Source organism: Gilvimarinus japonicus, assembly GCF_042847215.1.
Lineage (GTDB): Bacteria > Pseudomonadota > Gammaproteobacteria > Pseudomonadales > Cellvibrionaceae > Gilvimarinus > Gilvimarinus japonicus.
In genome coordinates this window covers 2,136,428-2,150,807 of sequence record NZ_AP031500.1, presented here as the reverse complement: position 1 = coordinate 2,150,807, position 14,380 = coordinate 2,136,428, and the positions used below count along the sequence as shown (strand labels likewise).

Genomic DNA, 14,380 nt, shown 5'->3' with positions numbered 1-14,380 from the left:
AAACTGCGCAAATAGGGTACTTTTAGTACCCTATTTGCGTTTTTATTCCCTCCTGTCTTGTAATTTCTCCCGCTCGACCCCAATCTTAAGGTGTAAGGCTAATAAGCCCGTTGTAACCAGACCATTAGGGGGTCTCTATGGACCAGAATGAGCAAGTATCAAAGAACTCCGATTTACCCTTGTTGCCGTTGCGGGATGTCGTAGTCTATCCGCACATGGTGATTCCCCTGTTTGTCGGTCGGCAAAAGTCTATCGAAGCGCTTGAGAGCGCAATGCGCGCTGACAAGCAGATCGTCTTAGTGGCACAAAAAAGTCCTACTGATGACGACCCAACCCCAAGCGATCTATACCAAGTAGGCACGCTTGCCACAATCCTACAGCTACTCAAACTGCCCGACGGCACCGTCAAAGTGTTGGTTGAAGGCGGCGAGCGGGTGTCTATCGATAATGCTGAAGAGGAAGACGGCCACTACCGCGTTGCCGTGAGCGTCTTTGCCGAGGAAGCCTTGGCCAGTGAAGACGCCGAGGCGTTGATTAAAACCGCGCGCGACCATTTTGAGCAATATGTCAGTTTGTCGCGCAAGGTGTCGTCGGAGGTGATGAGCTCGCTGAGCGGTATTGATGATCCGAGCCGCTTTGCCGATACGGTTGCCGCGCATATGGCGCTTGAGTTGGAGCAAAAACAAGCGGTACTTGAGCTTACCGGCGTTCGCGAGCGAATTGAAAGTTTGCTCGAGCTGATGGATGGGCAAATCGACCTGCTGCAGGTCGAGAAGAAAATTCGCGGCCGCGTTAAAAAACAGATGGAAAAAAGCCAGCGCGAGTACTACCTGAATGAGCAAATGAAGGCGATTCAGAAAGAGCTGGGCGATATGGGCGAAGAGGTCAACGAGGTTGACGAGCTGGAGCAAAAAATTGCCGACAGCGGAATGTCGGAAGAAGCCCAAGAGAAAACTCGCGCCGAACTTGGCAAGTTAAAAATGATGTCGCCGATGTCCGCCGAGGCCTCGGTGCTGCGGGCCTATATCGACTGGATGATCAAGGTCCCTTGGAAAAAACGCAGTAAAGTGCGCCACGATCTCGCCCGGGCCGAGGCAGTGCTCGAAAAAGATCACCACGGTCTCGAAGAGGTTAAAGAGCGTATTCTCGAGTACCTGGCAGTACAAAAACGCGTTAAAAAAATCAAAGGCCCTATCTTGTGTCTGGTGGGCCCTCCGGGGGTTGGTAAAACCTCCTTGGGCGAATCTATCGCTCGCGCAACCAACCGCAAATTTGTGCGTATGGCGCTGGGTGGTGTGCGTGATGAGGCAGAAATTCGCGGCCATCGCCGCACTTACATTGGTTCTTTGCCAGGCAAGTTAGTGCAAAAAATGGCCAAGGCCGGGGTTAAAAACCCACTGTTTTTGCTCGACGAAGTCGACAAGATGGGCATGGACAACCGCGGTGATCCAGCCTCAGCGCTGTTAGAGGTGCTGGACCCGGAGCAGAACAACCACTTCAACGATCACTACCTTGAGGTTGATTACGATCTTTCCGACGTGATGTTTGTCTGCACCTCAAACTCGATGAATATCCCCGGCCCATTGCTGGACCGGATGGAGGTCATCCGGATTCCCGGTTATACCGAAGAAGAAAAGCTGAATATTGCCAAAAAGTACCTGATTCCCAAGCAAGTGAAAGCCAATGGCCTAAAAGAGGGTGAAATGGCGGTGGATGATGACGTTATTCGCGACATAATCCGCTATTACACGCGTGAAGCCGGGGTTCGTGGGCTGGACCGCGAAGTTGCCAAGCTGGCTCGTAAAGTCGTGACCAAGCACGTTCGGGCGGCCGATAAGACCACCGACACCATTACCGTTGATGCGTTGGAAGATTTACTGGGTGTGCGTAAATTTGATTTTGGCCGAGCTGAAAACGATGATCAGATCGGTCAGGTAACGGGACTTGCCTGGACCCAAGTTGGCGGGGAGCTGCTAACCATTGAGTCTACGGCGGTAAAAGGTAAGGGTCGAGTGATAAAAACCGGCTCGCTCGGTGATGTCATGCAGGAGTCTATCCAGGCGGCGTTAACCGTGGTTCGCTCGCGTGCGCAAGTGTTGGGAGTCGCGCCGGATTACCACGAAAAAATGGACATTCATATTCATGTGCCAGAGGGGGCAACGCCTAAAGATGGCCCCAGTGCCGGGGTGGGGATGTGCACGGCCTTGGTGTCTGTGCTGACCTCTATTCCCGTTAGAGCTGATGTGGCCATGACCGGCGAGATTACCCTGCGCGGTGAGGTACTGCGTATTGGCGGCCTAAAAGAGAAGTTGCTGGCCGCTCACCGTGGTGGCATTAAAACTGTTGTGATTCCAGCGGATAACGAGCGTGATCTTAAGGAAATTCCCGACAACATTAAGGCGGATTTAACGATACGCCCGGTTAAATGGATTGACGAGGTGCTGCAAATCGCCTTACAGCATACACCGACGCCACTGAGTGATGAAGAGTACCAGGCGTTGGAGCAAAAGGCTGAGCAGTCGGAAAATGGCAACCGAATTAACACACATTAGTGTGTTAATTCGGCTCTATGGGTTGTTACTTTGAGTAACTTGATTGCGCTCTAAAATTACTCGCCTGGGCCCAGAAACTCTGCTTTTGCTCAAATAGCAGACAAAACTGGGATACTTACGGCGATTGTCGCAGCCCAGCCTTGACCCGACCGGAGCCACTTGGTATAAATCGCAGTTCAACAGAAGTGGTGGTGCGGGACTAAGTCCGGTGAGTCGTTGATGCCATCCATCAATAAGCACTGCACAACTATAAACGCTAGTTCTGGAAATTTATTAAAGGGGTTTAACGTGAATAAAACTGAGCTGATCGAAGCCATCGCCGCATCTGCGGATATCTCTAAAGCTGCTGCGGGACGTGCACTGGATGCCGTTGTTGATGGCGTTACTGACTCACTGAAAAAAGGTGATCAAGTTGTGCTAGTAGGGTTTGGTACTTTTTCTGTAAAAGATCGTGCCGCACGCACCGGGCGCAATCCGCAAACCGGCGCTGAAATTCAGATCGCTGCTGCGAAAGTGCCTAGCTTTAAAGCCGGTAAGGCTCTGAAAGACGCTGTCAATTAAGCCAAGTTTTAGTTTAATTGAAGCCACGTTAGCGTTTTAAAAGAAACCCTAACGTTTAAAAGGCGCATCCAAGATGCGCCTTTTTTGTGTACCGACATAAATATTTGTGTGCAGACATAAAACTGCCCCCGTTCAGGAGCTGGACATGTTACAAACAATGCGCGATAACTCTAAAGGAGTTGTCGCCGGAATCTTAGTCGGTTTGCTGGTGATTATCTTCGCGCTCTCGGGAGCCGAAGCTCTCTTTTCTAGCACGAATACCTCGCAAACCGTATTGACCATTAACGGTCAGGATATTACCGAGACTGAAGTGACTCGCGCAATCGAGCAGCAAAAACAACAGTTGCGCAGCCGCTTTGGCGATTCGGTGCCCGAGGATTTTCTCAGCAGTGAGAACTTGCGAGAGCCTGCTATTGAAAACCTAGTGCGCCGCACCTTATTGACGCAAGCCGCCCAAGAGGCCGGCATGACGGTTTCGGATGCGCGCTTAAACAGTGTGATTACGTCGATCCCCGCGTTTCAGAACCTCGACGGTGAGTTTGATCCAGACCGCTACCAACAATCGCTGCGCATGCTGGCTTATACCCCGGCATCCTACAAGCGTGAGTTGACTCGCGACTTAACGGTTAATCAACTGGCAAGCGGTGTATCAGGCACTAATTTTGTTACGGACGCGGAGCTTCAGTACTTAATTGAGCTGAACAATCAAACCCGCGACTTTAGCTTTGTCACGTTTAATGCTGAAAAATTAATGGAAAGCATTGATGTTAGCGAAGCTGAGATCGAGCAGTATTACCAACAAAACAGCGAGCGCTTTACGGTTCCTGAGAAGGTGGCTGTCGAATACATTGACTTAAGTGTTGATGAACTGGCGGCAAATGAAAGTGTTGACGAGGCTGAGCTGCGTACACAGTACGAAGAAAATATTGAAGATTTTGCGCCTTCAGTTGAACGCCATGCCGCACACATTTTGCTCGAAGATCCGAGCGATGAAAAAATTGCCGAGGTTCAGGCCAAGCTTAACAGCAACGCCGACTTCGCCGAGCTGGCTGCCGAGTACTCGGACGATTTAGGGTCTAAGGATAGCGGCGGCGATCTGGGTGTTTCTGGTGGTGATGCATTCCCTGAAGACTTTGAAGAGGCTTTGGCCGGGTTGTCTGTTGGTGAGGTCTCAGGTCCGGTTACGACCGATGCCGGCACTCACTTTATCAAGCTTCTGGAAGAAAGCGGTGGCGAGCCCACGAGCTTTGCCGAGCAGAAGGAGCAGCTGGCAGAGCAGGCCAAGCGCACCGCCGCCGAGGCTCGCTTTATCGAGCTACTTGATCAGCTTGAAGATTTGTCTTACAACGCTGAAAGCCTGGCTAATGTCGCTGAGCAGCTGAATGTTAAAGTCGCCCAAAGTGAGCTTTTTGCACGCAGCGGCGGCAATGGTATTAGCGCGTCGCCTGCCGTTGCCAAAGCGGCGTTTAGCGAAGAGGTGTTAACCCACGATAACGCCAGTGAGGTTATCGAGCTGGCGCCAGATCGTGTGGTTGTGGTGAAAAAGATCGCCCATGAGCCAAGCTTTGTTAAGCCTTTGGGCGAGGTGAGTGATCAAATCGCAACGACTTTACGAGAAGAGCAGGCCGCGAATCTGCTGGCAGAAAAAGGCAAATCATTGCAGAGTCGCCTCTTGGAGGGCGCCGACTTAGCCCAGTTGGCCGAAACCGAGGCGCTTGAGGTAACCTCATTGGAGGCTGTTGAGCGTGGCAATATGGAGCAGCCCAGAGGGGTTGTCGAGTTTGCCTTTAGCATGGCGCACCCGTCAGCCGACGGTGTGAGTGTCGATGGATTTGGTGCCAATGGCGAGTACTCCGTCGTCGTCTTAAGTGCTGTTAACGTGCCGCAAGAGGATATACCAGACACCGAGAAAGCGTCTGTAAGTCAGAGCTTGGCAAGCTTGCTCGGCAATGCCGACTTTGCTTCTTATCAGCAGTACCTAGAAGAAACCGCTGATATTGAGCGGTAATAGTATCTAATATTATTAGGCCATACTCTCTAAAGCCGGCGCCAATGGTGCCGGCTTTTTTGTACGTTACTTTTGTTGGCGTTAAGCGCCTTTAGAGGGGTGTAGCCGGGGCTATTCGCTGGCGTGGGAGCGGTTGCGGCCGTTTTCTTTGCAGAAGTAGAGCGCTTTATCGGCGCCCTCTAGCCAGTTCTGGGTCGAGCAAATAGTTTCGCTAAGCTGTTGGACCCCGAGGCTAATGGTAATTTTAACGTCGGTAGTGGCGGTGGTAATCGACTGCGCCTCGACCGCTTTGCGTAAACGCTCGGCAAACTCAAGGGCGCCGTCGGTATCTGTGTTAGTCAAAATAACACCAAATTCTTCGCCACCGTAACGCCCCGCGATATCCGTTTCGCGCAATTGCGCGCGCAGGCACTCGCTGACGCAACGGATAACGTCATCACCCACCGTGTGACCGTAGGTGTCGTTAACGACTTTAAAGTGGTCGATATCAAACAGCACTAACGAGCAGGAAATGTGATACCGGTCAAAGCGTTTGTACTCTTGTGTTAAACAGTGCTCCCAGTGCCCGCGATTGAATAACCCAGTTAAGTGGTCAATACGACTTAAGCCCTGCAGGCGGTTGTTTGCCTCAATTTGTGCAAGTTTGTTCATTGCAGTGTCGGTTACGTCGTAGACGATCAAGCATATATGCTCAACCTCCCCGTGCGTATCAATCAGGGGGATAATTGTGGTGTTTTGATACATATAGCCGGCACTGCCAGTAATGGGCCGGTAATGGGGAAACCGAAACAGGTGGGGACGTTGCTCCCAGGTGGTGAAAGCGGCACTTTGCAGTACAAAAACCGGCTCCGCCTTGCGGCGAAACCAATCTTCGGACAGCTCGGGGAAGATACTAAACAGACTGTTGCCCAGTACGTGCTCGGGGGCTTGGCCACTGTGGTTTTGCATAAACTGGTTCCACAGAGCGACATTGTACTGCGCGTCAAGCACCACAAGTCCGACATCGATATTCTGCAGAATGTCTAACAGCCAGTGAACGTCCTTGAGAAAGTGGCTCAAGTCGTCTTTTGTATCCGCCATAGCTCAGCTCGCCCGTATTATTCGATCAGGTAATTGAGTTTCTCAAGTAGCCCGTCAATGCAGTTTTCACTGATCACCAATAACAGGTCGCAATTTACCTTATGATCCTCAATAGTGTAATTGATCTCGATAACGAGAGCATTATGCCAATTGATTTCACGCTTCTTCAGGGTTTCCGTTAAATCGAAGTGCTCGCCCAGTAAAATCGGGGGGCCCAGGCTAAACTGAGTATCCAGCTGTTTGGCAAGACTGTGTAAGCAAGCGCCACCAAGGACGTTGGTGGTGTCCATGAGTAGCTCGCTGCGGGCACTGGCGCCGGCATTGGCGTCATAGCGGAGCAGGGTGGCTAAATCCCGGTAATCGGTACCATTGAAAATCAGTAGTGCCTCGCCGGCGATACCACCGCCAATAAACCCTTGGCAGACGCCGGCTAGCTCTTGGCCATCGCCATCCTCGCTTTGAAGCGATTGCAGCATCATGGCGATATCATTGGGTGTGAGCAGGCTGACGCTCGGAATGGAGAGAACCACAAAAACGTCCAACAGGCGCGCCAAATGGTCGGCCGACTGCCCCATAGCGACATTGGCTATTTCCTGCAGGCAGTCTCGCTGATCTTCAGTTAGGAGTGTGGCCGTCATGTCTTGGGTCTTTTTATCGTGTAACCGCATTATAACAGGCATTCAAGTTGGCTGCCGTCACCCCAATACTAGCATTTATGCAGCCTAGTGTCTGTCTTCTGGGCAGATTTACCCCTCCGTTAGACGAACCTAGTCGAGGCTATTGTCAGCGCGCCAGCGCCTCGCTACACTCAATGGCTCCGGGCCCCTCACTTCGCGTTGTAAGTGGTGATGTGGGCCCTTAACAAAATCGTTTTTCTGTTGTCCAAATTCGCATCGTAAATCGCCCTGATAATGTACTCTGGTGCGCCTGACGCAGACGAGTTGACCCCAAACGCGAATATTAGTACGGAGTAGTGCACCATGAAGTTTCTGAGAAACGTATTAGTCTCGCTGACATTAAGCTTTGCGGCTTGTGCGGTGTTTGCCGCCGACTCCGAAGGTGGCGCTAACAGTGTTAAGGTAATTAAGTCTCACGCGTTCGCCGACCATGGCGAGGCGAAGTATCCGGCCGATTTCAGCCATTTTGACTATGTAAACCCCGAGGCCCCCAAAGGGGGAGAGTTGGTTCTCGCGACGATTGGTACTTATGACAGCTTCAATCGCTATGCCTCTCGCGGCGATGCCGAAGTTAACAGCGAAGCGTTTTATGACACACTAATGGTCGACAGCGACGATGAGATAGGGGTTTTGTATCCCTTAATAGCCGAGAGCATTGAGTACCCCGAAGATTACACGTGGGTCGCGTTTAATTTAAACCCTGAGGCGCGCTTTCAAGATGGCACGGCTATCACTGCTGATGATGTGGTGTTTAGTTTTAACAAGTTTATGGATCAAGGTGTATCCTTTGTTAAAAACTACTATAAAGACGTGAAAAACGTTACGGCGCTAAGTCCTCATAAGGTCAAGTTTATATTTTCGAAGAGCAATCGAGATTACATAGCTGGGTTGGCGAGTTTTAATATTTTACCCAAACAATATTGGGCGGACCGAGACCTTAGTGAGCCACTCAATGAGCCACCTTTAGGTAGTGGTGCTTATAGAGTAGTCGATTACAAGATGGGGCAGTTTGCCACCTATGAGCTAATCGACGAATATTGGGCTGCAGATTTGCCTAGCCGTAAAGGGCAGCAAAACTTTAAACGTATTCGCTACGATTATTACCGTGATGATACGGTGGCATTAGAGGCCTTTAAGGCGGGTGAGTTTGACTTTCGTCGAGAAAATGTTGCTAAACAGTGGGCCGAAGGCTACGACGTTCCAGCCGTTAAAAATGGCAATATTATAAAAGAAGAGTTACAGCATAAGATTCCTCAGCCTATGCAGGCGTTTGTGTTTAACATCCAGCGAGAACCGTTTAAAGATCGTCGTGTTCGCGAGGCGTTAAATTATCTATTGGATTTTGAGTGGTTGAATAAAAACCTCTTCTATTCATCGTATACACGCAACACTAGCTATTTTGAAAATACCCCCTATAAGGCGCAGGGTAAGCCCGATGGGTTAGAACTGGAGATACTCTCTAAGTACAGGGATCAGCTGCCTAAAGAGGTTTTTAGTGATGTTTGGCGTCCGAATAAAACCAAGGGCGATGGCAATATTCGCAATGAAATGCGCCAAGCACTGCGCTTACTTAAAGAGGCCGGGTGGGAGCTTAAAGATAAAAAGCTAGTCAATACTAAAACAGACAAGCCATTTTCCTTTGAGATATTGCTTTACTCTCCATCCATGGAGCGAGTGGTTCTGCCTTTTAAACGCAATCTCGAACGAGTGGGCATTGATGTTAGTGTCCGTATGGTGGACACGACTCAATACCTCAATCGTTTGCGCTCGCGCGATTTTGATATGACTCCACAGGGCTATAGCGCAATGCCGTACCCATCATCGAATATGAAACTACGTTGGCACACTGACTATATGGATTCGACTTACAATCAAGCGGGTGTGAGTAATCCTGTGATTGATGATTTATTAGAGAAGATTGAAGCGTCTCAAGAAGATGAAGAGCGTCTTTTAGCGCTAGGCCATGTTTTTGACCGAGTAGCGTTGTGGAACTATTATGTCATTCCTCAGTGGCACTCTAAAAGTTTTCGTATCGCCCATTGGAATAAATTTTCGCGCCCAGATACCCGCCCCAAATACGCCATTGGTCTTGATAGCTGGTGGTACGACCCAGATAAAGCAGAATCGTTAGGTAAGAAGCCAAATTAGCATTGGTAATAGAGGTCGTTAGATTTGGGCGCATATATTGTTCGCCGGCTGTTGTTAATTATTCCCACATTGCTGGCGATTATCACTTTAAACTTTTTTATTATACAGGCAGCTCCCGGCGGTCCGGTCGATCAAGCTATCGCCAACATGCTGGGTATGGGCGGGGCGAGCTTAGAGCGTGTTACCGGCAATGCCGGCGATTCTGACGCCGGAGGCTTAGCTCGGCAGAACCAGGAGTCCCGCGCGGGCCGTGGCTTAGACCCTGAGGTGATTGCCGAAATCGAACAGCAGTTTGGCTTCGATAAGCCTTTGTTTGAGCGCTACTTTACGATGCTGGGTGATTACTTAAGCTTTGATTTTGGCGATAGCCTGTTTAAAGCCAATACTGTGCTAGGGTTGATTGTAGAGCGCTTGCCGGTCTCTATTTCTCTGGGCTTGTGGAGCACGCTTATTATTTACTTTATCTCTATTCCATTGGGGATTCGTAAAGCCATTAAACATCATCAGCCTTTTGATGTTTGGACCAGTTGGGCAGTCGTGATAGGCAATGCGATACCGGGCTTTTTGTTTGCTATTTTGCTGATTATTGTCTTTGCCGGCGGCAGTTATTTAGACTGGTTTCCGCTGAGAGGGCTAGTGTCGTCCAACTTTTCTGAGCTGACTTGGTATCAAAAAATAGGTGATTATTTTTGGCATTTAACATTGCCAGTTCTGGCGTTAGTGGTGGGTGGCTTTGCCACGCTCACAATGCTAACTAAAAATTCTTTTCTCGATGAAATCAATAAACAATATGTAATTACCGCTCGCGCCAAAGGCGCGGGCGAACGGCGTATTTTGTACAAACACGTGTTTCGCAATGCCATGCTGATTATTATTGCTGGGTTCCCGGCGACCTTTATCAGCATGTTTTTTACCGGCTCGTTGCTGATTGAGGTGATTTTTTCCCTCGAAGGGCTTGGGCTGCTGGGCTTTGAGTCTACGTTGCAGCGTGATTACCCGGTAATGTTTGGCACCTTGTATATCTTTAGTCTTTTAGGGTTGCTCATTGGTATTATCAGCGATCTTGCCTACACCTGGGTTGATCCACGCATAGACTTTGAGTCCCGTTAAGGCATGAGTTTCATGAATTTAAGCCCTATTAATCGTGAGCGCTGGCGCCGGTTTAAAAATAATCGTCGCGGCAATTACAGCTTGTGGATATTTCTGGCCTTATTTGGCGCAAGCTTATTAGCGGATGTGCTGGCGAATAATGTTCCGCTTATTATACAGCACGAGGGCGAGTGGTACTTTCCAGTTGTTAAAGAGTATTCCGAATTGGACTTTGGCGGTGATTTTGATGTCGCGGCCGACTACCGGGACGACTATATCGCCGAACTCATCAATGACTCAGGCTGGATGCTTTGGCCGCCGATCCGCTTTGATTATCGTGCTATTAATTAAAATCTGCCGACTCCCGCTCCCAGCCCGCCTAGCGTTGAAAACTGGTTAGGTACCGATGATCTTGGCCGTGATATTTTGGCGCGTCTTATTTATGGATTCCGTATTTCTGTTATTTTTGGGCTGTTTTTAACCTTGGCTACCTCTGTGGTAGGGATCGCGGTAGGCGCGATTCAGGGCTTTTATGGCGGGAAAGTGGATTTGGTGGGGCAGCGATTTTTAGAGGTTTGGTCGAGTGTGCCAACCCTGTTTGTGCTAATTATTATTGCCAGTATGGTGTCACCCAGCTTTTGGATTTTATTGACGATCTTGTTGCTGTTTGGCTGGATGTCTTTAGTGGGCGTGGTACGGGCAGAATTTTTACGCGCGAGAAACTTTGAGTATGTGTTGGCGGCGCGCTCCATGGGCGTTTCAAATGCTGCGATAATGTGGCGCCATTTGTTGCCCAACGCGATGGTGGCCACCATTACCTTTATTCCGTTTTTGCTGGTGGGTGGTGTGACCAGTCTAACCGCTTTGGATTTTCTCGGTTTTGGTTTGCCACCGGGCTCTGCATCCCTCGGGGAGATGGTGAGTCAGGGAAAAAATAATTTGCACGCGCCTTGGATCGGACTGTCGGTGTTTGTGGTTTTATCGTTATTATTAACCTTGTTAGTGTTTGTGGGCGAGGCGGTACGAGATGCCGTTGACCCTAACCGCACTCGCTAGAGCGATTATGAATCAGCCTTTACTTAGTATTACCAACCTTACCTTAACCTTCCATGGGGCGACCGATGCGACACCTGCGGTACGCGATGTTAGTTTTGATGTTTTACCCGGTGAAGTGTTGGCACTGGTGGGTGAGAGCGGCTCGGGTAAGTCCGTTACTGCGCAGTCTATTTTGCGCTTACTCAACCCCAGCGCTGTGCGGTATGACTCGGGGCAAATATCGTTTGCTGGGCACGATTTGTTGCGCGCGGACGAGCGACATCTAAATCGGATTCGCGGTGGCTCTATTGGAATGATCTTTCAGGAGCCGATGACGAGTTTAAATCCGCTGCAGAGCATTGAAAAGCAGTTGTCTGAATCGCTGTATTTACACAAAGGTACAAAGCGCGCGGCAGCGCGCCCTAAAGTGCTGGAGTGGTTGCAAAGAGTTGAGATTCGCAATGCCGAGCAACGCTTGAGTGCGCTTCCGCACGAATTAAGTGGCGGTGAGCGCCAGCGTGTGATGATCGCTATGGCGCTGATAAACGAGCCGGACTTACTGATTGCCGATGAGCCGACCACCGCTCTCGATGTAACCGTACAGGCGCAAATTTTACGTCTTTTAAAGCGTCTGCAAAAAGAGTTGGGGATGTCGGTGTTGTTTATTACCCATGACTTGGGGATCGTACGCAAGTTGGCAGACAGAGTGATGATTATGCGTCGCGGTGAGCTTTTAGAGCGTGGCGCAACCGCCGAGGTGTTTGATAACCCTAAAACCGACTATGCCCGGCAGCTGCTGGCGGCAGAGCCGGGCGCACCGCCAGCGCCACTTGCACAAGCTAACCCGTTATTAACGGTCGATCATTTGCGTACTTGGTTTGGTGTTAGTACAGGGTTGTTGCGGCGAGTAAAGCACTACGTTAAAGCCGTAGATGATATTAGTTTTACATTGGCTGAAGGCGAAACTCTGGGCATTGTGGGCGAGAGTGGCTCAGGTAAAACCACATTAGGGCGCTCTGTGTTGCAGCTGATTAAGTGTGAGGGTGACGTGCACTTTACTCTTGCTGGCGAAAACGCCTCGCGTAACTTATTGCACCTTAGCGCCAAGCAAATGAAACCTTTACGACGTCATATTCAGATGATATTTCAGGACCCGTTCGCCAGCTTGAGCCCGCGAATGTCAGTGCTGCAAATTATCGCTGAGGGGTTAAAAGTACACGAGCGTTATAGTAAAACAGAATTGGAAGCGCGCGTGATTGACGCGATGCGCGAGGTTCAGCTCGATCCTGAATTGCGCCACCGTTACCCCAACGAGTTTTCCGGTGGTCAACGTCAGCGTATCGCTATTGCTCGCGCGCTGGTGTTAAAACCACGCTTGTTGGTGCTTGATGAGCCGACCTCGGCACTGGACCGTTCGGTGCAAAAAGACATTGTTGATTTGTTGCAGCGACTGCAGCGCGAGTACGGTTTATCCTATTTGTTTATCAGTCACGACCTCAGCGTCGTACGCTCCATGAGCCATCGCATTATGATTATGAAAGATGGCAAGGTGGTAGAGCAGGGCGCTGCCGAGCGTATATTTAACCAGCCGCAGCACCCCTATTCTAAAGCCTTACTAGCGGCAGCTAATGACCCTTTGTAACGTCAACAAATAGGGTAAGTTGCTGGCCGGGGTGAATGTATTTTTTAGTCGATACTTTGTTCCAGCGGGTAATATCTTTAATGCTGACGTTAAAGCGACTGGCAATCCGCGCCAACGAATCGCCGTTTCTTACTTTGTAGGATAGCTTGCGCACCACAGCATCGTCATCGCCGGTTTGGTCCTTAACATTTTTGCTCCACACCACCAGCTTTTGCCCAGGTTTAATGGTGTCGCGCGGCGACATGCCGTTCCAGCGCGCCAACGAGCTGACACTGACTTGATGGTTATTGGCAATTCGCCAAAAGCTATCGCCCTTGCGCACGGTGTAGCTGATTTTCTCGCCGCTAGTGCTCTTAGATCGGCTTTGGGTGCCGAGTTGGCGCTGGATCGCGCTCAGCTCGTAGTAATCGGCACCAGCGCTGGCCGTTGGAATCAGCAATACATCGCCGGCGCGAATGCGCGACGAGCGCAACTGATTAGCGCTTTTAAGGGCCTCTACACTGGTGTTGTGGTTGTTGGCAATGCGGATAAGACTGTCACCCGAACGAATTTTGTACCGCTCCCAACTGATGCGTTGGGATGGCTCCACTCCGGCCAATGCCGCAGTAAAGCTTTCGGCGTGTGTGCTGGGTATCAGCAGCCGGTGCGGGCCGGCCGGGTCCGTCGCCCAGCGGTTAAAGCCGGGGTTTAATAGGTAGAGCTCCTCCATTGTGATGTCGGCCAGCTCAGCGGCTTGGGCTAAATCGAGCTGCGAGCCGATATCGATAGCGACAAAATAGGGTGCGTTGGAGATCTCAGGTAAGGTAATTTTGTAGTGTTTAGGGTTTGCCACTACTTGAGAGAGCGCCAGCAGTTGTGGGACGTACGCCTGGGTTTCGCGCGGGAGCTTGAGCGACCAAAAGTCAGTAGGTTTACCCGCGCGTTTATTAGCCCTGATGGCGCGCGCCAAACGGCCTTGTCCGGTGTTGTAAGCGGCCAGGGCCAACAGCCAGTCACCGTCGAACAGCGAGTGCATTCGCTTTAAGTAGCTAATGGCAGCGTTGGTTGAGGCCACTACATCGCGTCGACCGTCGTACCACCAGTTTTCTTTTAAGCCGTAATCGCCGGCGGTGCCAGACATAAACTGCCACATACCTGCAGCGGTCGCGTGAGAGTAGGCAAATGGGTCGAAGGCGCTTTCCACCACAGGCAGCAGGGCTATTTCTAATGGCAGGCCTTCCTCTTCTAGGCGTTGAACAATGTAGTAAAGGTAGCGTTGGCCGCGCTCAAATACGCGGTCTATGTATTCTGGGTGGCTTGCGTACCAGCTCTCATATTGATTGATACGTTTGTGATCTAGCTCAGACAAAACAAAGCCGGCCGTCATGCGATCGAGCAGCGTTAGCTCGGCAGGGGCGGGCTTGGGAGCGGCAATAGGGGGTGCGCTAACGGCTACCGGCTGGGTTTCTTCCGGCGCCTCATCGTCTGCGCCAATAGGTTCTTGAAAGTCGTCGTTTTCGGCGAGGATGCTGCTGCATCCGTTTAAAATCACTGAAAATAAGCACAGTAGGGCAATACGAGATACAGCAGTCATTGAGTCACTTTAGCG

The 14,380-nt window shown here is 50.6% G+C and carries 9 protein-coding genes and 1 pseudogene; 7 read left to right on the top strand and 3 right to left on the bottom strand.

The features are described from left to right. Nucleotides 1-137 precede the first annotated feature (137 nt). The 3 genes from lon to ACGHAD_RS09160 all read left to right on the top strand — a co-directional run bounded on the left by lon (nucleotide 138) and on the right by ACGHAD_RS09160 (nucleotide 5,121). Nucleotides 138-2,552 (top strand): endopeptidase La, encoded by a 2,415-nt coding sequence (gene lon, locus ACGHAD_RS09170; protein ID WP_339615155.1) that lies wholly within the window; start codon nucleotides 138-140, stop codon nucleotides 2,550-2,552. 288 nt (nucleotides 2,553-2,840) lie between these two features. Next, nucleotides 2,841-3,113 carry a nucleoid-associated protein HU-beta gene (hupB, locus tag ACGHAD_RS09165; protein WP_339615156.1) on the top strand — a complete coding sequence of 91 codons (273 nt, stop codon included), beginning with the start codon at nucleotides 2,841-2,843 and terminating at the stop codon, nucleotides 3,111-3,113. Between the two features lie 145 nt (nucleotides 3,114-3,258). Next, nucleotides 3,259-5,121 carry a SurA N-terminal domain-containing protein gene (locus ACGHAD_RS09160; protein ID WP_382415515.1) on the top strand — a complete coding sequence of 621 codons (1,863 nt, stop codon included), beginning with the start codon at nucleotides 3,259-3,261 and terminating at the stop codon, nucleotides 5,119-5,121. Nucleotides 5,122-5,232: 111 nt separating this feature from the next. Here the strand turns inward: ACGHAD_RS09160 and ACGHAD_RS09155 are convergent, their stop codons facing one another. Together ACGHAD_RS09155 and ACGHAD_RS09150 are read right to left on the bottom strand one after the other, a co-directional pair. After that, nucleotides 5,233-6,201, bottom strand: coding sequence for a diguanylate cyclase (locus ACGHAD_RS09155; RefSeq protein WP_339615158.1), 969 nt, complete (start codon nucleotides 6,199-6,201; stop codon nucleotides 5,233-5,235). 17 nt (nucleotides 6,202-6,218) lie between these two features. Then, a complete protein-coding gene (locus ACGHAD_RS09150) occupies nucleotides 6,219-6,839 on the bottom strand; it encodes a histidine kinase (RefSeq protein ID WP_339615159.1) in 621 nt (206 codons plus the stop codon). 342 nt (nucleotides 6,840-7,181) lie between these two features. Between ACGHAD_RS09150 and ACGHAD_RS09145 the strand changes: the two genes are divergently transcribed. The 4 genes and pseudogenes from ACGHAD_RS09145 to ACGHAD_RS09130 all read left to right on the top strand — a co-directional run bounded on the left by ACGHAD_RS09145 (nucleotide 7,182) and on the right by ACGHAD_RS09130 (nucleotide 12,792). Next, complete coding sequence (locus ACGHAD_RS09145) at nucleotides 7,182-9,026, top strand: extracellular solute-binding protein (RefSeq protein ID WP_382415518.1); 1,845 nt, start codon at nucleotides 7,182-7,184, stop codon at nucleotides 9,024-9,026. A 24-nt stretch (nucleotides 9,027-9,050) separates the two neighbouring features. Beyond that, nucleotides 9,051-10,136: a microcin C ABC transporter permease YejB gene (locus ACGHAD_RS09140; protein WP_382415520.1), complete on the top strand. Its 1,086-nt coding sequence runs from the start codon at nucleotides 9,051-9,053 to the stop codon at nucleotides 10,134-10,136. 12 nt (nucleotides 10,137-10,148) lie between these two features. Beyond that, a pseudogene (locus ACGHAD_RS09135) lies at nucleotides 10,149-11,171 on the top strand (ABC transporter permease). A 7-nt stretch (nucleotides 11,172-11,178) separates the two neighbouring features. Continuing rightward, nucleotides 11,179-12,792 carry an ABC transporter ATP-binding protein gene (locus tag ACGHAD_RS09130; RefSeq protein WP_382415522.1) on the top strand — a complete coding sequence of 538 codons (1,614 nt, stop codon included), beginning with the start codon at nucleotides 11,179-11,181 and terminating at the stop codon, nucleotides 12,790-12,792. On the opposite strand, the gene ACGHAD_RS09125 is transcribed toward ACGHAD_RS09130, so the two are convergent. Continuing rightward, nucleotides 12,776-14,365: a LysM peptidoglycan-binding domain-containing protein gene (locus tag ACGHAD_RS09125; protein WP_382415524.1), complete on the bottom strand. Its 1,590-nt coding sequence runs from the start codon at nucleotides 14,363-14,365 to the stop codon at nucleotides 12,776-12,778. The two genes, ACGHAD_RS09130 and ACGHAD_RS09125, sit on opposite strands and share 17 nt — an antisense overlap. Between the last annotated feature and the right edge of the window lie 15 nt (nucleotides 14,366-14,380).